The following is an 18,047-nucleotide window of genomic DNA, read 5'->3' as shown; positions in this document are numbered from 1 at the left end:
GGACGGTTCCCGAGCGGATGCGGTCAGGCCCCGCGGAACGCGCGCAACAGCCGGTCCGCGGCCATGCTCGCCGTGAGCTCGCCGGAACGGACCTGTTCTTCCACCTCGCCGACGATGCTGCGCACCCCGGGGTGGTTGGTCAGCTCGGACATCAACTGGTCGCGCACCAGCGCCCAGGTCCACTCCACTTGCTGCCGGCTGCGCTTCTCGGCCAGCTCACCGGTTTCGCTCAGCGCGGCGTGGTGGCGCTCGACCTGCTCCCACACCTCGGCCAAACCGGTCCCGTGCAGACCGCTGCAGGTCAGCACCGGCGGCTTCCAGGAACTGCTCGCCGGGGGCAGCAACCGGAGCGCGCTGCGCAGCTCCCGAGCGGCCTTGCGGGCGTCCGCCTGGTGCTCCCCGTCGGCCTTGTTGACCGCGATGATGTCGGCCAGCTCCAGCACCCCTTTTTTGATCCCCTGCAGCTGGTCGCCGGTGCGGGCCAAGGTGAGCAGCAGGAAGCAGTCCACCATCTCGGCCACGGTCACCTCGGACTGGCCGACCCCCACGGTCTCCACCAGCACGACGTCGAACCCGGCGGCCTCCATGAGGACGATCGTTTCCCGGGTCGCCCGGGCCACCCCGCCCAGCGTGCCGGCGGAGGGGGAGGGGCGGACGAACGCCGCCGGATCGGTGGACAGCCGGGCCATCCGCGTCTTGTCACCGAGGATGCTCCCGCCGCTGCGGGTGGAGGAGGGGTCGACCGCCAGCACCGCGACCCGGTGGCCCGCCGCGGTGAGCATGGTGCCCAGGGACTCGATGAACGTGGATTTGCCGACACCGGGCACACCGGTGATCCCCACCCGGTGCGCCCCACCGCTGTGCGGGAGCAGCTCCGCCAACAGCTGGTGGGCTTTCTCCCGGTGGTCGGCGCGGGTGGACTCGACCAGGGTGATGGCCTGCGCGAGCTTGGCCCGGGACCCGGCGAGCACGCCTTTGGCGTAGTCCTGGACATCGATGTTACGGGGCATGATCAGCTCTCAGCCTAACCGAGTACGAGCGGCTCCGACCGGTGCTGGCAGGTGGGGAGGCGCCGCGCGCCGGCCCACCTGCCAGCCCACCGGCTTGGCAAGCGGCTGTCAGTACCCGAGCCGGGTACGCAGCTCCTGCAGCAGGTCGGCGGCGGCGTCGGCGATCACCGTCCCGGGCGGGAAGATCGCGCTGGCGCCGGCCTGGCGCAGGGCGTCGAAGTCGGCCGGCGGGATGACCCCGCCGACGACGATCATGATGTCCTCCCGCCCGACCGCGCGCAGCTCGTCCCGCAGCGCCGGGACCAGGGTGAGGTGCCCGGCCGCGAGGCTGGAGACGCCGACGATGTGCACGTCGGCTTCCGCGGCCTGGCGAGCCACTTCGGCCGGAGTCTGGAACAGCGGCCCCACGTCCACGTCGAAGCCCAGGTCGGCGAACGCGGTCGCGATCACCTTCTGACCGCGGTCGTGCCCGTCCTGGCCCATCTTGGCGACCAGGATGCGCGGCCGACGTCCTTCTTCCTCGGCGAACTCCTCGACCTGCTTGCGGACCTCGGCCAGTCGCTGGGAGGGCCCGGATTCCTCGCGGTACACGCCGGAGATGGTACGGATCTGCCCCGAGTGCCGGCCGAAAACCTTCTCCAGGGCGTCGGAGATCTCCCCGACCGTTGCCTTGGCCCGGGCGGCGTCCACCGCCAGGGCCAGCAGGTTGTGCTCCAGGTCGTTGGGGCGCTCCCCGGACATGGCCGCCTCGGCCGCGGCGGTCAACCTGCGCAGCGCGTCGTCGCAAGCCTGCTGGTCGCGTTCTTCCCGCAACTTGCGGAGCTTGGCGATCTGCTGCGCCCGGACCTCGGCGTTGTCCACTTTGAGGACTTCGACTTCCTCGTCCCCGTCGTAGCGGTACTTGTTGACCCCGATCAGCGGTTGGCGACCGGTGTCGATCCGCGCCTGGGTCCTGGCCGCGGCTTCCTCGATCCGCAGTTTGGGGATGCCCGCGTCGATGGCCTTCGCCATGCCGCCGGCGTCCTCGATCTCCCGCAGGTGGGTCCACGCCCGCTCGGCCAGTTCCTTGGTGAGCCGTTCCAGGTAGTAGCTGCCGCCCCACGGGTCGATGACCCGGGTGGTCCCGGACTCCTGCTGCAGCACCAGCTGGGTGTTGCGGGCGATGCGGGCGGAGAAGTCGGTCGGCAGCGCCAGCGCCTCGTCCAGCGCGTTGGTGTGCAGCGACTGGGTGTGCCCCTGGGTGGCGGCCATCGCTTCCACGCAGGTGCGCACCACGTTGTTGTAGACGTCCTGGGCGGTCAGCGACCAACCGGAGGTCTGCGAGTGCGTGCGCAGGGACAGCGACTTGGGGTTCTTCGGCTCGAAGGCGTGGATCAACTTCGCCCACAGCAGTCGCGCCGCCCGCAGCTTGGCGACCTCCATCGCGAAGTTCATCCCGATGCCCCAGAAGAACGACAACCGGGGCGCGAACGCGTCGATGTCCAACCCGGCGTCCAACCCGGCCCGCACGTACTCGACACCGTCCGCCAGCGTGTACGCCAACTCCAGGTCAGCGGTCGCCCCGGCCTCCTGGATGTGGTAGCCGGAGATGGAGATCGAGTTGAACTTCGGCATCCGCTGCGAGGTGTAGGCGAAGATGTCGGAGATGATCCGCATCGACGGCTGCGGCGGATAGATGTAGGTGTTGCGGACCATGAACTCCTTGAGGATGTCGTTCTGGATGGTGCCCGCCAGCTTCTCCGGCGGCACCCCCTGCTCCTCGGCCGCCACGATGTACAGCGCCATCACCGGCAGCACGGCACCGTTCATGGTCATCGACACGCTCATGCGGTCCAACGGGATCCCGTCGAACAGCTGGCGCATGTCGTAGATCGAGTCGATCGCCACGCCGGCCATCCCGACGTCCCCGGCCACCCGCGGGTGGTCGGAGTCGTAGCCGCGGTGCGTCGCCAGGTCGAAGGCCACCGAGAGGCCCTTCTGCCCGGCTGCGAGGTTCCGCCGGTAGAAGGCGTTCGACTCCTCAGCGGTGGAGAACCCGGCGTACTGGCGGATGGTCCACGGCTGGTTGACGTACATCGTCGGGTAGGGGCCGCGCAGGAACGGCGCCAGACCGGGATAGGTGCGCAGGAAGTCCAGCCCGTCGACGTCGTCCGCCGTGTACAGCGGGCGGATGCCGATGCCTTCCGGCGCGTCCCACACCAGCGCGTCGGAGTCCTTGCCGGCGGTTTCGCGCAGCGCCTGCTCCCACCGCGCCGAGTCGGCCGGGGGCGGGCTGTCCAGCGGGATGTCGGCGAAGTTCGGGATCTGCGTCATTGCCCCACTCCCAACCTGCGGTGAACCTCGGTGAGCACGCTGAGCGCGTCGCACCCGGAATGGATGTAACCGTCCACATCGGGCACTGGCGGATCCGCCGGCTTGCCGGCCAGCAGCACGTGGCCAGCGCCGGCTTCCTTGAGAGCGCGCGCGGTTTCCGCGGCCCGTTCGGCGTAGACCTGGTCGGTGGAGCATAGGCACACCACCGGAGCTGCTTCCGGAGCGGCCGCCAGGACTTCCGAAGTGGACTGCGTCGGGCCGGCCTCGGTCGCGTCGATACCGCCGGCGGCGAAGAGGTTGCGGGCGAACGAAGCGCGCGCGTTGTACTCCGCCAGCGAACCGAGGGTGGCCAGGAAGACCGCTGGTCGGGAACCGGTCGCTTCGGTCACCGCGTCAGCGGCGTCCCGCAGCTGCTCGAAGTCCTCGGCGTACCGGTGCCGGGGGAGCCCTCCACCGGGCTGCTGCGGTGCCGGCCGTCGGGGCAGCGGCTTCTCGAAGAGGTCCGGGAACTCGCTGACCCCGGTGATGGCGTCCGTTCGGTGGGCGATCGCCCGCCGGCGCTGCTGCCACGTCTCGGCCAGCTGCTCGGCGAGCGTCCCGTCCGCCAGCACGGTCGGGAAACCACCGGCGCGCTCGATCTCCTGGAACCGCTGCCAAGCCCGCTGGGCCAGCTCGCTGGTCAACGACTCCACGTACCAAGAACCCCCGGCCGGGTCGATCACCTGGGCCAGGTGCGACTCCTCCAGCAGGAGGGTCTGGGTGTTGCGGGCGATGCGGCGCGCGAACGAGTCCGGCAAGCCGATCGCCGCGTCGAACGGCAGGGTGGTGATCGCCTGGGCCCCGCCCAGCGCCGCGGAGAAGGTCGCGATGGTGTTGCGCAGCATGTTCACCCACGGGTCGCGGCGGGTGAGCATCGCCGGCGAGGTCACCGCGTGCTGCTGCTGGGCGCGGGCCGACTCCTCGACCCCGCAGGCCCGGGTGACCCGCTCCCACAGCTGCCGGGCGGCCCGCAGTTTGGCGATGGTGAGGAACTGGTCGGCGGTGGCGGCGTAGCGGAACTCCAGCTGCCGCGCCGCTGCGTCGACGTCCAAGCCGGCTTCGGTCAACCAGCGCAGGTAGGTGGTCGCGGCGGCGAGGGTGCAGGCGAGCTCCTGGCTGTCCGAACCGCCCGCTTCGTGGTAGGGCAGCCCGTCCACGGTGATGGCCCGCACCCCGGGCAGCTCGCTGGCGCACTTGCGGGCCAGTTCGGCAGCGGTCGCGGGGCTGGCGGTCTCACCGGTCCGGGCCTGCGCGCCGAGCGGGTCGGTGCCGAGGCTGCCGCGCAGCGCCCGGGGCGCCACGCCCTGCGCGTTGGCCAAGGCGAGCAGTTCCTCGGTCGCCTTGGTCGTGTCCGCCCCGGCGTCCAGGACGATGCTCACCATGTCCAGGTGGACGCCGTTGAGCGCCTCCGGCAGGTCGCTGATCGGGATGCCGCCGGTGCCCAGTCGCAGCCACACCGAGGTGGCGCCGTTCTCCAGATCGGCCAGCACCTCCCGGTTGGTCAGCGCGGCATCCGGGTCGTGGTGCAGTTGGCGGACGTCCCAGCCCTCGGTGCTGGTGCCCTGCGGAAGGCTGCCGCGGACGAACGGGGCGAGGCCGGGAACTCCCGGGTCCTGCGGGCTCTCGGTGTAGAGGGGGTGCACCGTGATCCCGTCGTACGTCGAGGAGGCGAGCACGTCCTCCACGGCCTCCGGGGGTTCGGTGTCTTCGCGCAGCAGACCTGACCTGCGGAGAACTTTCGTCACTTGCGCCCGCCACTGCTCCCGGGTCGGTTCCGGGAACTCCGCTGCCAGCGGCAGACCCCTCGACACTGAGTGCGCCATGGGACCTGATGGTAGGCCTAGGTCACGGGGGAAGAACTGGTCAATTCTGTGACACGTCTCGCAGCAGTTCGGGCGCGGTCCGCGGTCGACACCGCCGCGGAATCGATCCCCTCGCAGGTCGGAGCGGTGGCGCCGGGGCTAGTTGAGGGCCACGATCGCCCCGTTGAGGGCCGTGGCGAACACCGTCCAGATCAGGTAGGGGAGCAGGAGCAGCGCAGCGGGCCGGTCGATGCGCCACAGGACCACCACGGTCGCCGCGGTCACCAGGTCCAGCAGCACGATCTCGCCCAGTGCCACCTTGCGGGCGCCCGCGCCGAAGAACAGCGGCGGCCACAGCGCGTTCAACACCAGGTTGACCGCGTACCAGGGCAGCCACCGCCGCTGCTCGGAGCCGCGCCGCGCGCTCACGTACCAGGCCCGCCAGCCGGCGATGGCGATCAGGACGTACAGCACCGTCCACACCGGGCCGAACAGCCAGGACGGGGGTGACCACGAGGGGCGCCGCAGCACGGCGTACTGCTCGGCCGACGAGGACGCCGTCAGCGCTCCGATCGCGGCAGCGGCGCCGACCGCTGCGGCGAACACCGCCGCAGCGCCGATGGCCCCGAGCACTGTCGGTCGAGATCGCGTCATACCGACTGAGGCTAGTCCGGGGGCCGGGGCAGCGCCTGCCGAGCGAGCTGGGAATCCCCCGGCTGCGGGGCTGTTGGGGGGCACGTCCTCCCGAGGGGGCCCAGCGCGGGAGCGGCCGTTCGGCGCACCGCCTTCCGTCCAGTCAGGACTTCGAACTGGGGCGGGCGCACGCGTTGGCGAAGCGGAAGAGCGGGTGGGGACGCGGAAGACCGGAAGACCGCGAGAGCTGGCCGATCGGTGACCACCGATCAGGTGCGCACCTCGCCGGGTGCGGGCGCAGCTCGACCCACCGGACGAGGGGCGGGCGCGTCACGGGTCCTTGCCGAACCCGCAGAGGTGGTACTCCCACCCGGCGTCGGGCGAGTAGTGCAGCTCGTAGAACGTCTCGATCTTGGGGCCTTCGTGCAGGTGGATGTGGCGCAGCCTACGTCCGGCCACCGCTTCGGAATCCCGCAGGTCCTGCACACGTCCATCCAAGGGGCCACCCACGAAGCGCACATTCCGGTTCGCCATGCCCCCCATTGTCGGGGACCGGAGCTGCTGTGTCTGTCGTCAGCAAGGCTGACCCCGGTTTCAGCACGCGGGGGCTGCCGGGGACGATGGAGGGACGATGAAGCTCACCGACTACCTGCCGCCAGCGGATCCGGAAACCGGTGCTCCGGACCCGGACGCGTTGTTCGAATCGTTCACCAGCTGGACCTCCGAACAGGGCATCGAGCTGTACCCGGCGCAAGAAGAAGCGCTCATGGAGGTCGTCACCGGCGCCAACGTCATCCTCAGCACGCCCACCGGCTCGGGCAAGAGCCTGGTCGCGGTCGGCGCCCACTTCACGAGCCTGGCCGCGGGCAAGCGCAGCTTCTACACCGCGCCGATCAAGGCCCTGGTCTCGGAGAAGTTCTTCGCCCTGGTGGACGTGTTCGGGGCGGACAACGTCGGGATGATGACCGGGGACAGCAGCGTGAACCCGGACGCGCCGATCATCTGCTGCACCGCGGAGATCCTGGCCAACATCGCGCTGCGCGACGGTGAGCGCGCGGACGTCGACCAGGTCGTGATGGACGAGTTCCACTTCTACTCGGAACCGGAGCGCGGTTGGGCGTGGCAGGTGCCGCTGATCGAACTGCCCCGGGCGCAGTTCTTGCTGATGTCGGCCACCCTGGGGGACGTCTCCTTCTTCGAGAAGGACCTCACCCGCCGCACCGGGCGGGAAACCGCGGTGGTCACCTCCGCGGAACGCCCCGTGCCCCTGACCTTCCGCTACGCGAAAACCCCGCTGCACGAGACGATCGAGGAGCTCCTCCACGGCAACCAAGCGCCGATCTACATCGTCTACTTCAACCAGGCCTCGGCGGTGGAGCAGGCCCAGGCGCTGATGAGCATCAAGGTGGCCACCCGGGAGCAGCGGGACCAGATCGCTGAATCGATCGGGAACTTCAAGTTCACCGCCGGCTTCGGCAAGACGCTCTCCCGACTGCTCCGGCACGGCATCGGCGTGCACCACGCCGGGATGCTGCCGCGGTACCGCCGACTGGTCGAACAGCTCGCCCAGGCCGGGCTGCTGAAGGTCATCTGCGGCACCGACACCCTCGGGGTGGGCATCAACGTCCCCATCCGGACCGTGGTGCTGACTTCGCTGACCAAGTTCGACGGGGTGCGCACCCGGCACCTGAAGGCCCGCGAATTCCACCAGATCGCCGGGCGAGCCGGGCGGGCCGGCTACGACACCGCGGGTTACGTGGTCGTGCAGGCGCCCGAGCACGAGATCGAGAACGAGCGGGCCCTGGCCAAGGCCGCCAGCGATCCGAAGAAGAAGAAAAAGGTGGTGCGCAAGAAACCCCCGGAAGGCTTCGTCTCCTGGAGCGAGAAGACCTTCGAGAAGCTGGTGGCCGCCGAACCGGAGCCGCTGCGCTCCAGCTTCGCGGTCAACCACGCGATGCTGCTGAACGTGATCAACCGGCCTGGGGACGCCTACCAGGCGATGAAGCACCTGCTCACCGACAACCACGAGGACCGGCCCGCGCAGCGGCGGCACATCCTGCGTGCCATCGCGATCTACCGGGCGCTGCTGGCCGCCGGGGTGGTCGAACAGCTCGACGAGCCCGACGAGCAGGGGCGGCGCGTGCGGCTCACGGTGGACCTGCAGTTCGACTTCGCGCTCAACCAGCCGTTGTCGCCGTTCGCGCTGGCCGCCATCGAACTGCTGGACGCCGACTCGCCCAGCTACGCGCTGGACGTGGTCTCCATCATCGAATCCACTCTGGACGACCCGCGGCCGGTGCTCTCGGCCCAGCAGAAGAAGGCGCGCGGAGAAGCCGTGGCGCAGATGAAGGCCGAAGGGCTCGACTACAACGAGCGGATGGAACTGCTGGAGGAGATCACCCATCCGCAGCCGCTGGCCGACCTGCTGGAATCCGCTTACGAGACCTACCGCAAGGGGCATCCGTGGGTCGGGGAGCACGAGCTCTCCCCGAAGTCGGTCGCGCGGGACATGTACGAGCGCGCGATGAACTTCGTCGAGTTCATCGGGTACTACGGGTTGGCCCGCTCGGAAGGGCTGGTGCTGCGCTACCTGGCGGACGTCTACCGCGCGCTGCGCCACACGGTTCCCGACGACGCGAAGAACGAGGAACTGGTCGACATCATCGAGTGGCTCGGCGAGCTGGTCCGCCAAACCGACTCGAGCTTGCTCGACGAGTGGGAGAAGCTGCGGAACCCCGGTGCGGAACCGGTGGTCGAGGGGCCGGTCGAAGAAGAGACCGGCGGGATCACCCGCAACAAGCGGGCGTTCCGGGTCCAGGTGCGCAACGCCATGTTCCGGCGAGTGGAACTGGCCGCCCGGCAGCGCTACGAGGAGCTGGGCGAGCTCGACGCCGAAAGCGGCTGGGACGCCGATGCGTGGGCCGAAGCGCTGGACGAGTACTTCGAACAGCACGACGAAATCGGCACCGATGCCGATGCCCGCGGCCCGCACCTGCTGATGATCACCGAAGAACAGGACCGCTGGCTGGTGCGCCAGATCTTCGACGACCCCGAAGGGGACCACGACTGGGGCATCAGCGCCGAGGTCGACCTGGCGGAATCCGACGAGCTCGGCACCGCGGTCGTTCGAGTTACCGACGTGAACCAGTTGTGACACAGTAGACGCAGGTAGTCGATGGCGGCAGCGGGAAGCCGGGCCGCCGCGGCTGGTTCGCCAGCAGCCAGGTCGTCGAGGGCGGGAGGAGCGGTCATGCCCAAGACTGTGGTGGTCGGGATCGACGGGTCCGACGAATCCGCTCGCGCGCTTCGCTGGGCGGCCGACTACGTCCGCGAGGTCGGAGGCCTGGTGCACGCCATCACGGTGTGGCACCAGCCGGTCCAATTCGGCTACCGGTTGCACGTCTCGGACGGCGACCTGGAGCAGCAGGCCCGGAGCTCGCTGACGAAGGTGGTCGAACCGGTCAAGGCCGAGTACCCGGACGTGGACATCCGCCCCCGGCTGATCCGCGGCCACGTGGTCGACGAACTGGTGGGCTTGTCCATGCAGGCCGACCTGATGGTGGCCGGCAACAAGGGGCACGGCGCGTTCACCGGGATGATGGTGGGGTCGGTGGCGTTGAAGCTGGTGCACCACGCCCGCTGCCCGGTGACGATCGTGCGCTGACCGGGCCAGCGAGGCCGCGGCTTCAGGAGCGGGCGGCCGTGAAGTCGGACCGCTCCAGCAGCCAGGACACGCCGAGGCCGGCGACCAGGCCCCAGAACGCCGAGCCGATGTTGAACAGCTGCACGTCCGAAACGGTCACCACGAACGTGATCAGCGCGCCGAGGGTGAACCGGCCGGAGAACGCGGTGACGAAGGAGCTCTGCAGCACCCGCAGCATCGCCAAGCCGCCCAGCACCGTGATGAACGCTTCCGGGGCGCCCAGCATCAACCCGGTGAACAGGGGTGCGAACAGCCCGAAGACCACCGCCAGCGCGCCGCAGCAGATGCCCGCGACGTAGTGCCGGGAGCGCTCTCCCGAGGCGGTCAGCAGCGCGTTCGTCGGCCCGGTCAGGCAGGTCGAGACCGCGCCGGTGAAGGAGGTCAGCACCGACCACGTGCCGCAGGCGATCGTGACGGTGTTGACCGGGGCGGTGTGCCCCGCCGACCGCAGCACCGCCACGCCCTGGCCGTTCTGCACCACCAGCACCGTGATCGCCAGCGGGACCACCAGCTCCAGGATCGCCTGCCCGGAGAAGACCGGTGTCTGCAGCACCGGGCGCGCCAGCCAGTCGCCGGAACCGAACCCGCCGGTGAAACGGCCGGACAGCGCCACCGCGATCACCCCGACGACCAGGGCGCCGAGGACCGGCGGGATCCGCCTCCCCAGCCCCGAGTGCCAGCTCAGCAGCAGGAACACCGCCACCATGGGCACCGCGATCAGCGCGTCCGCGGTCACCGAGCGCACCAGGTCGAGGCCGAAGCCGAGGAACACCCCGGCGACCATGCCCATCACGATGGGCATGGGCACCGCCGCCATCGCCCGGCGGATCCACCCGGTCAGCCCCAACCCCAGCACCAGCAGCCCGGTCACCACGAAACTGCCGACGACCTCGGGCCACGTCAGGTGGGTGAGGGCCGGGCCGACCAGCACCGTGCCGGGGATGGTCCAGAAGAACGACAACGGCTGCTGGTACACCCAGCACGCGAGCACGGTGAGCACGCCGTTGAGGAAGAAGACGCCGAAGATCCACGAGGCGATCTCGGCCGCGGACAGCCCGCCCTGCTGACCGACGGCGAGGATCACCGCCACCGGCCCGGTGGCCGCGAAGACCAGGCCGACGAAGCCGTTGGCGGCGTAGCGAGCGCCGAAATCCTCGCGCAATTTCCGAAAACCCGGAAACGGGCGCGGTGGAGATTCGAGGAGGCGGCGATCCATATGCTGGGTCGCAGTTTTCATATTCCTCCCGTCTCAATTCCCCGCACATGCGAAGAACCACCCCGGAAAGGACTCCGGTGGTGGTTCTGCAAATGCGGATTCAGCAGAGTTTCAGCAGGTCAAGGGTGTGTTCGGGATTTTCGAGCGCCGCGGCGCCGAGTGCAGGCCGTTTCTACCTTTCCGATGCGAAACCAGAACAGGAGAATGTGCTGCTGATCACTTTTCCGGTGGATCTGATTCTTTCCGGTGGCGCGACCGGTGATCATCCGCGCGGAAAGCGATCGGGTGGTATTGGTGCAGGTCCGGGCTCATTCCTGAGCGGCCAGCGCCCCCAGCCACGCTGAATCCGCCGCTTCGGCTGCCGCGGCGCTCGCCGCATCGCCCGCGGCCGCCGCGTCCAGGTCGCCACCCGCTGCCGCGAGGTTCACCCGAGCGAGGCGGGTTGCGCTGCGGGCGGCTGCCGCGGCCAGCGACGCCGCCGTCGCCGCATCCCCGCGCACAGCGCGTTCGGCCGCACCGACGACCCGCTCGGCCAGCACCGCGACTTCGGCCGCTGCTCGAGCGATGCGCAGCGGTGGCTGCGCCGCCGCGGTGAACGCCTCCCGAAGGGCCTCGCGGCGTTCCACGCCGGTTCGCCGCTGGGCCTCGAGCACCCGCGCGTACGCAGCGGCGTCCTCGTCGACCAGCGACTCGGCCCGGGACCGGAGCGCGCCGGCCGCGGCCGCCCCGGCAGCGCCGTCCGACAACCGGGCGGTCATCTCCACCAGGGCGGCGGCCGCGGCCGTGGTCACCGCGCACACCGCTCCCGCGGTCGCGGTGGGTCGGGGCGCGGCGATCTCGGCCAACGCCTCCCGCAGCGGCATGTCGAGGAAGGCACCCGGTTCGCGCTCGGCCGTCACGACAGACCGACCACCTGCCCGTGCTCGTCGATGTCGATCTGCTCGGCCGCGGGGTGCGATCCCAAACCCGGCATGGTCCGCATCTCCCCGCAGATCGGGTAGATGAACCCGGCCCCGACCGAGGCCCGCACTTCCCGCACCGGCAGCGTCCACCCGGTGGGGGCGCCGACCAGAGAGGGGTTCGAGCTCAGCGACAGGTGCGTTTTCGCCACGCACACCGGCAGGTGGCCGAAACCGTTGGCCTCGTAGTCGTCCAACGCACGCGCCGCTGCCGGCTGGTACGAGACCCCGTCCGCGCCGTAGACCTTGGTGGCGATGGTCTCGATCTTGGTGCGCAGCCCGGCCGAATCCGAGTACAGGAACCGGAAGCTCCCGGGCTCCTCGGCCGCTTCCACGACCGCCTCGGCCAGTTCCAACGCGCCTTTGCCGCCTTCGGCGAAGTGGTTGCACACCGCCACCCGGGCGGACTCGGACTCGGCCACTTCCCGGATCGCCTGGTGCTCGCTGGGGAAGTCGGTTGGGAACGCGTTGATCGCGATCACCGGGGACACCCCGTGCAACCGGATGTTGTCGATCTGCTTGCGCAGGTTCTCCGCCCCGGCGAGCACGTCGTCGGGGTTCTCCGCCAGCATTTCCTCCGGCAGCGGTTTGCCAGCGACCACTTTGTACCGTCCGGAGTGGGCCTTGAGCGCTCTGACCGTCACCACCAGGACCGCCGCGTCCGGACGCAGACCGGAAACCCGGCACTTGATGTTGAAGAACCGCTCCGCCCCCATGTCGGCACCGAAACCGGCTTCGGTGACCAGGTAGTCGGCGCACTTCCCGGCGATCAGATCGGCGACCACCGAACTGTTGCCGTGCGCGATGTTGCCGAACGGGCCGGCGTGCACCAGGACCGGGGTGTTCTCCGTGGTCTGCATCAAGTTGGGTTTGATCGCATCGCGCATGATCGCGGCCATGGCCCCCGCGGCCCGCAGCTGCTCGGCGGTCACGGGCTTCCCGTCGCAGGTGTACCCCACGACGATCCGTCCCAGCCTGGCCCGCATGTCGTGCAGCGAGGTGGACAGCGCCAGCACCGCCATCACCTCGCTGGCAGCGGTGATGTCGAACCCGGTCTGCCGCGGTGTGCCGTCGTTGCGGCCTCCCAAGCCGGTGACGATGTTCCGCAGATCGCGGTCGTTGATGTCGATCACCCGGCGCCAGGTGATCCGCATCGGGTCGATCCCCAGCGCGTTCCCCTTGTGCAGGTGGTTGTCCACCATGGCGGCGAGGAGGTTGTGCGCCGAGGTGACCGCGTGCATGTCCCCGGTGAGGTGGAGGTTCAGCGATTCCATCGGCACGACCTGGCTGTACCCGCCGCCCGCCGCGCCGCCCTTGATGCCGAAGGTCGGTCCCATCGAGGGCTGCCGGACCGCCACCGCCGACCGCTTGCCGAGGTGGTGCAGCGCCTGCCCCAAACCGATGGTGGTGGTCGTTTTGCCCTCGCCGAGCGGGGTGGGGGTGATCGCGGAGACCACCACGTACTTCGCCTGCGGGTTGCCGGCGAGCTCGTCGATGGCTTCCAACGATATCTTCGCCACGTTCCGCCCGTGGGGTTCCAGCAGGTGCGAGCCGATGCCGAGTTGGGCAGCGATGTCCGGCAACGGCTTCAACGGCGTGGACCGGGAGATTTCCAAATCGGACGGGATCGTCATGCCGAAACCTCCCCGTGTCGAGTCGTGAACTCCTGGAACCAGTCCGCGGTGCGGGCGACTTCGTTGAAGGTGAAGAAGTGCCAACCGGCGATGCCGTTGGCCGGGTCGTTGGCGAACGGGTACAGCTGGGCGAGCAAGTCGTCAGCGCTGTACCGGTTGACCAGTTTGGACAGGATTCCGTGCTGCTTGCGCAAGTAGCGCGTCGATTCCCCGAGGCCGATGCGCAGCGCGATCCGCATCAACTTGCGCATGTCGACCACACCCGGCATGCCCAAGTAGATCGGCAGCTGGATCCCGCGCTGGCGGACCGCGGTCACCCAGTTGGTGATCGTCTCCGCGGAGAAGCACATCTGCGAGACGATGTAGTGCGCGTAGCGGGATTTCTGCGCCATCGCCTGCACCGTGCTGTCGTCGGGGATGAGCGCGTGCGGTTCCGGATACCCGGTGATGCCGATCCGCTCCGGGAGCCGGCCGAGCTCCTCCGCGGCGCGCAGCAAGGAGAGCGCGTCCGGGAAAGGCCCGGCGGGAGCGGTGGAGTCACCGCCCACCACGAACACCTCGGAGATCCGGTGGGCGGTGAGCTGGTCCAGCACGTCCACCAGGTGCCCGGTGCTGGACACCGAGCGGGCCGCGATGTGCGGCACAGCCCGGTATCCCGCGCTCTGCAGGCGGCCCGACAGTTCCAGCGTCGGCTCCAGGCCCCGGCGCGGGGAAGCCGTCACGGTGACGGTGGTGCCCGCCGGCAGGTGGTCGACCAGCGCAGCGGTGTCGTTCAGCGGCAGGACCTCGAACCGGGTGCTCACCGCTTGTTGGAGTTGGCCAGAACTCATGTCCGTTCACCGCGATCCAGCTACGCCGGGGCTTGTTCCACGCGCTTGGGGATGTCCTTGGTCGGGTCCAGGAACGGTTTCTCGACCACGACGGCGTCCTGCGGTCCGTGCTGGGTGTCGACCACCAGCTGGGTGCCCAGCTCCTGGTAGGCGATGGGCACCATCGCGTACCCGATGTTGCGACCGAGGCGCGGCGAGTAGCAGGCGGAGGTGACCTCGCCTATCCGCAGCCCGTGGGGGTCGTGCACGTCGAAGACGTCGATCATCGATCCGTCGTTGAACGAGCCCACGCTGGGGCCGTCGATCTCCACCCCGACGAGCTTGCGGGAGATGCCTTGCTGCTTGATCCGCTGCAGCGCCTGCTTGCCGATGAAATCGGCTTCCTGGTCGAGGTCCACCATCCACGTCTTCTCGAAGCCGTAGCCGACTTCGAACGGGTTGGTCTCGTAGGTGATGTCGCAGCCCCACGACAGGATCCCGGCCTCGATGCGGCGGATGTGGCACGGTCCGATGACCTTCATGCCGTGCGGCTTGCCGGCTTCCCAGATCAGGTCCCACAGCTTGACGCCGTACTTGCTGGCCTCGTGCAGGTAGATCTCGTAACCCAGTTCCGCGGTGTACCCGGTCCGGGAGACCACGACCTGCATGCCTTCGATCTCCTTGTGGACCGCGTAGTAGTACGGCACTTCCCGGATCGAGTCGCCGAACAGGTCGACCATCACGTCCAGCGATTTCGGCCCCTGGATCTGCACCGGGCCCACGTCCGCTTCGCGGATCTGCACGTCCATGCCCAGGCTGTAGGCCAATCCCTTGGCCCACAGCAGGACGTCGCTGTCCGCTAGGGACAGCCAGAAGTGGTTCTCATCGAGCCGCAGCAGCACCGGGTCGTTGATGATGCCGCCGTCCTCGTTGGTGATGAAGACGTACTTGCACTGCCCGACCTTGCACTTGTTGAGGTCGCGCGGCACCAGCATGTTGGTGAACTCGAACGCGTCCGGCCCGGTGATCTCCACCTGCCGTTCCACGCCCACGTCCCACAGCGTGACGCCTTCCAGCAGCGCCCAGTACTCCGCGATCGGATCACCGTAGTGCCGGGGGTGGTAGGTGTGGTTGTACACGCTGTACATGGCCACGCCGTGCTTCCGCGAGGCGTAGAAGTACGGGGATTTGCGGATTCGCGGGTAGAGCAGGACTCCTGGGGCCGAATTGATCATTGGAGAAGCTCCTTTGGGGTTGGGTTGAACGCTTTGCCGACCGGTGTTCAGCTGCGCATGCGCGCCATACCGGGGTCGAAAACCGGGTCTTCGACGACCGTTGCCGGATGTCGTCGACCGAAGTAGGAGACGAAGGCGGAACTGCCGGGGGAGGAGAGGTCGGCGGGAAGCCAGGCGTAAGCGAGGCTCTTGCCGACGCTGTGGCCGTACCCGCAACTGGTGGTGAAGCCGACCGCTCGGTTGCTGCTCTCCTCCGCGAACACCGCTTCGGAACCGAGCAGCACGGTCCCGTCGTCGATGGTCAAGCAGCACAGCTTCCGCCGCAGAGGCCTCTCCTGGCGGCGCAGCAGCGCTTCTCGACCGATGAAGTCCCCCTTCGCCACCCGGACCGCGAACGACAGGCCGGCCTCGTGCGGATCGTGCTCGGTCCACATGTCCGTTCCCCAGGCCCGGTAGCCCTTTTCCAGGCGCAGCCCGTTGAAGGCGGCCCGCCCCCCGGGGAAGATCCCGTGCTCCTTCCCGGCGTCGGACAACAGGTCCCACAGCCGCAGCCCGAAGTCAGCGGAGGGGTACAGCTCCCAACCGAGTTCGCCCACATAGGACAGGCGGAGCGCGGTCACCGGTACCTCCCCGACGTGGAGCTGCTTCGCCCGGAAGAACCGGAAGGACTCGTTCGACACGTCCTGATCGGCCAGTTCCTGCAGCACGTCCCGGGCGCGCGGTCCCCACAGGCCGATGCAGCAGGTGCCACCGGTGATGTCCCTGATGTGCACCGAGTCGTCGGCGTGCTGGCGCAACCAGGCGATGTCGCGCGGCCCGTTGCAGCCGACCTGGAAGAGGTCTTCCCGCAGCCGGGCGACGGTGATGTCGGAGCGGATGCCGCCGTTGTGGTCCAGCATCAGGGTGTAGGTGACGTAACCGGGTGCGCGGTCCAGCTGGTTCGTGGTCAGGCGTTGCAGCAACTTCAGCGCTCCCGGGCCGCTCACCTCGGCCCTGGTCAACGAAGTCATGTCGTACATGGCCACCCGCTCGCGAGTGGCCCGGTGCTCGCCGGCGACCACCGGCGACCAGTACCGACCGGCCCACGGGTCGGGTTCGGGGATGTCGCGGTCGTCGAGCAGCCCGGTGTTGCACTCGTACCAGTGCGGCCGTTCCCACCCGTTGGCTTCCAGGAACACCGCGCCGAGCTCCTGCTGGCGGGGGTAGAACGGGCTGGTGCGCAGCGGCCGCGGCTGCTCCGGCGGCTGCTGAGGGTGGATGATGTCGTAGACCTCCCGGAAGCTCTGCGCGCTGCGTTGGGCCACATAGGACGGGCTGTGCGCGAACCGGTCCAGCCGGCGCACGTCCGCTGCGCGCAGGTCGATGCTGGGCACGCCGTGGGCGAACCACTCGGAGACCGCTTTGCCCACTCCTGGGCCGTGCGTGAGCCACACCGCTTCGGCGAGCCAGAAGTTCGGCACCTCGGTGGTGGGGCCGAGCACGGGCATGCCGTCGGGGGTGAACAGGAACACCCCGTTCATGCCTTCGGCGATCTCGGTCTGCTGCACCGCCGGGATCAGTTGGCAGGCGTCCTTCCACGGCTGGGCGAAGTCCTCCGGTGTGAACGGGTGCACCGAGGCCATCCCGGCCCAGCCGCCCCCTTCCGGCGGAGCCTCCGCGCCGTCGCCCGGGGCGGCGGTGGGAGCCAGTTCTTCGCTGCTGACCGGGATGACCCGGTGCTGGTAGGAACCGATGCCGAAGCGGTCGCCGGCCTGCCGGAAGTACATCGAGCAGTCCTGGTGCCGGAGGATCGGCTGCTGCACTTCGTCGGGCCCGGCGGTCAGCCCGGGGACCGGTGTGGTGACGGCGTACTGGTGGGCCAGTGGTTGCACCGGCACCGACACCCCGGCCATCCGGCCGATCTCGGGACCCCAGATGCCCGCGCAGCAGATCACCGCGTCCACGGTGAAATCTCCTCGGCTGGTGCACACTTTCTGGACCCGGCCGCCGCGGAGGCCGAAACCGGTGACTTCGGTGCGCTCCAGGTAGCGGACCCCGCGCTGGCGGGCTCGGGCTGCCATCGCGGCGGCGGCCCGGACCGGTTTGGCGATCCCGTCGCTGGGCACGTACCAGCCGCCGTGGATCCGGGACGGTTCTACTTGCGGGAAGAGCTCGTGGACCTGTTCCGGGGTGATCAGTTCACCGTCGATGCCCCAGCTGGCGGCAAGACCGTGCTTGCGCTTCAGGTCGTCCCAGCGCTGTTGGGTGGTGGCCACCTCGATGCCGCCCACCCGGTAGTAGCAGGGGCGGCCTTCGTGCTCCAGTCCGGACAGGAACTGGACGGTGTAGGCGGCCAGCTGGCTGAGCATCTGCGACGCGTTCGTCTGGAAGACCAGCCCCGGGGCGTGCGAGCTGGAGCCACCGGTGGCGAACAGGGGGCCTTGTTCCACCACCAGAACATCGGAAATCCCAAGTTCCGCGAGGTGGTACGCGGTGCTGCTGCCCACGATGCCAGCACCGATGATCAAGACTTGGGGGTTGGATTTCATGGTTGCCGCCTGTTGCGTCTACGACAACTCCGTGTGTTATACGCAACAGTGCGCCTCGTTCCGGGGGTGCGTCAAGGACACGGCAGGGGCATCGTCGGATCTCATCCGGTCCGCTGGCGGACCTGACCGAGAGTGCCTGAATTCGTTGCTGTCAAAGGGCATGGCC

At 69.1% G+C, this 18,047-nt stretch carries 13 protein-coding genes; 2 read left to right on the top strand and 11 right to left on the bottom strand.

The annotated features are described in order from the left end of the window. Positions 1 to 23 precede the first annotated feature (23 nt). The 5 genes from meaB to SREC43747_RS0101555 form a co-directional block, all read right to left on the bottom strand. Positions 24 to 1,010, bottom strand: coding sequence for a methylmalonyl Co-A mutase-associated GTPase MeaB (gene meaB, locus SREC43747_RS0101575; protein ID WP_029719401.1), 987 nt, complete (start codon positions 1,008 to 1,010; stop codon positions 24 to 26). A gap of 108 nt (positions 1,011 to 1,118) precedes the next feature. Next, positions 1,119 to 3,323 (bottom strand): methylmalonyl-CoA mutase, encoded by a 2,205-nt coding sequence (scpA, locus tag SREC43747_RS0101570; protein ID WP_029719400.1) that lies wholly within the window; start codon positions 3,321 to 3,323, stop codon positions 1,119 to 1,121. Next, entirely contained in the window at positions 3,320 to 5,185 is a 1,866-nt protein-coding gene (locus tag SREC43747_RS0101565) for a methylmalonyl-CoA mutase family protein (protein WP_029719399.1), read from the bottom strand. Before SREC43747_RS0101565 ends, scpA begins: the two co-directional genes overlap by 4 nt. Positions 5,186 to 5,323: 138 nt before the next feature. Next, positions 5,324 to 5,818: a TspO/MBR family protein gene (locus tag SREC43747_RS0101560; RefSeq protein WP_029719398.1), complete on the bottom strand. Its 495-nt coding sequence runs from the start codon at positions 5,816 to 5,818 to the stop codon at positions 5,324 to 5,326. A 309-nt stretch (positions 5,819 to 6,127) separates the two neighbouring features. After that, positions 6,128 to 6,331, bottom strand: a complete 204-nt coding sequence (locus SREC43747_RS0101555; protein WP_029719397.1) for a DUF8847 domain-containing protein — start codon at positions 6,329 to 6,331, stop codon at positions 6,128 to 6,130. A 97-nt stretch (positions 6,332 to 6,428) separates the two neighbouring features. Between SREC43747_RS0101555 and SREC43747_RS0101550 the strand changes: the two genes are divergently transcribed. Together SREC43747_RS0101550 and SREC43747_RS0101545 are read left to right on the top strand one after the other, a co-directional pair. Next, positions 6,429 to 8,951: a DEAD/DEAH box helicase gene (locus SREC43747_RS0101550; RefSeq protein WP_029719396.1), complete on the top strand. Its 2,523-nt coding sequence runs from the start codon at positions 6,429 to 6,431 to the stop codon at positions 8,949 to 8,951. 96 nt (positions 8,952 to 9,047) lie between these two features. Beyond that, a complete protein-coding gene (locus SREC43747_RS0101545; protein ID WP_029719395.1) occupies positions 9,048 to 9,461 on the top strand; it encodes a universal stress protein in 414 nt (137 codons plus the stop codon). 22 nt (positions 9,462 to 9,483) lie between these two features. Here the strand turns inward: SREC43747_RS0101545 and SREC43747_RS0101540 are convergent, their stop codons facing one another. The 6 genes from SREC43747_RS0101540 to SREC43747_RS0101515 form a co-directional block, all read right to left on the bottom strand. Next, complete coding sequence (locus tag SREC43747_RS0101540) at positions 9,484 to 10,662, bottom strand: benzoate/H(+) symporter BenE family transporter (RefSeq protein ID WP_236622969.1); 1,179 nt, start codon at positions 10,660 to 10,662, stop codon at positions 9,484 to 9,486. A gap of 362 nt (positions 10,663 to 11,024) precedes the next feature. Next, positions 11,025 to 11,615 carry a cyclodeaminase/cyclohydrolase family protein gene (locus SREC43747_RS0101535; protein ID WP_051387557.1) on the bottom strand — a complete coding sequence of 197 codons (591 nt, stop codon included), beginning with the start codon at positions 11,613 to 11,615 and terminating at the stop codon, positions 11,025 to 11,027. Further along, the gene (locus tag SREC43747_RS0101530; protein WP_029719392.1) at positions 11,612 to 13,309 is read right to left on the bottom strand and encodes a formate--tetrahydrofolate ligase; all 1,698 of its coding nucleotides are present in this window, start codon (positions 13,307 to 13,309) and stop codon (positions 11,612 to 11,614) included. The genes SREC43747_RS0101535 and SREC43747_RS0101530 overlap by 4 nt, the downstream gene beginning before the upstream one ends. Beyond that, the gene (locus SREC43747_RS0101525) at positions 13,306 to 14,139 is read right to left on the bottom strand and encodes a methylenetetrahydrofolate reductase (protein WP_029719391.1); all 834 of its coding nucleotides are present in this window, start codon (positions 14,137 to 14,139) and stop codon (positions 13,306 to 13,308) included. The genes SREC43747_RS0101530 and SREC43747_RS0101525 overlap by 4 nt, the downstream gene beginning before the upstream one ends. A 20-nt stretch (positions 14,140 to 14,159) precedes the next feature. Next, positions 14,160 to 15,353 (bottom strand): glycine cleavage T C-terminal barrel domain-containing protein, encoded by a 1,194-nt coding sequence (locus tag SREC43747_RS0101520; RefSeq protein ID WP_029719390.1) that lies wholly within the window; start codon positions 15,351 to 15,353, stop codon positions 14,160 to 14,162. A gap of 47 nt (positions 15,354 to 15,400) precedes the next feature. After that, complete coding sequence (locus SREC43747_RS0101515) at positions 15,401 to 17,881, bottom strand: GcvT family protein (protein WP_029719389.1); 2,481 nt, start codon at positions 17,879 to 17,881, stop codon at positions 15,401 to 15,403. Positions 17,882 to 18,047 lie beyond the last annotated feature (166 nt).

It is taken from the genome of Saccharopolyspora rectivirgula DSM 43747 (genome assembly GCF_000497205.1).
GTDB lineage: Bacteria > Actinomycetota > Actinomycetes > Mycobacteriales > Pseudonocardiaceae > Saccharopolyspora > Saccharopolyspora rectivirgula.
The sequence above is the reverse complement of the archived record's forward strand: the minus strand, read 5'-3'. Positions and strand labels throughout refer to the sequence as shown.

Bases quoted from the DNA above. Each gene is read 5' to 3' on its own strand.
- meaB (WP_029719401.1), bottom strand. From the start codon at position 1,010: ATGCCCCGTAACATCGATGTCCAGGACTACGCCAAAGGCGTGCTCGCC.
- scpA (WP_029719400.1), bottom strand. From the start codon at position 3,323: ATGACGCAGATCCCGAACTTCGCCGACATCCCGCTGGACAGCCCGCCC.
- SREC43747_RS0101565 (WP_029719399.1), bottom strand. From the start codon at position 5,185: ATGGCGCACTCAGTGTCGAGGGGTCTGCCGCTGGCAGCGGAGTTCCCG.
- SREC43747_RS0101560 (WP_029719398.1), bottom strand. From the start codon at position 5,818: ATGACGCGATCTCGACCGACAGTGCTCGGGGCCATCGGCGCTGCGGCG.
- SREC43747_RS0101555 (WP_029719397.1), bottom strand. From the start codon at position 6,331: ATGGCGAACCGGAATGTGCGCTTCGTGGGTGGCCCCTTGGATGGACGT.
- SREC43747_RS0101550 (WP_029719396.1), top strand. From the start codon at position 6,429: ATGAAGCTCACCGACTACCTGCCGCCAGCGGATCCGGAAACCGGTGCT.
- SREC43747_RS0101545 (WP_029719395.1), top strand. From the start codon at position 9,048: ATGCCCAAGACTGTGGTGGTCGGGATCGACGGGTCCGACGAATCCGCT.
- SREC43747_RS0101530 (WP_029719392.1), bottom strand. From the start codon at position 13,309: ATGACGATCCCGTCCGATTTGGAAATCTCCCGGTCCACGCCGTTGAAG.
- SREC43747_RS0101525 (WP_029719391.1), bottom strand. From the start codon at position 14,139: ATGAGTTCTGGCCAACTCCAACAAGCGGTGAGCACCCGGTTCGAGGTC.
- SREC43747_RS0101520 (WP_029719390.1), bottom strand. From the start codon at position 15,353: ATGATCAATTCGGCCCCAGGAGTCCTGCTCTACCCGCGAATCCGCAAA.
- SREC43747_RS0101515 (WP_029719389.1), bottom strand. From the start codon at position 17,881: ATGAAATCCAACCCCCAAGTCTTGATCATCGGTGCTGGCATCGTGGGC.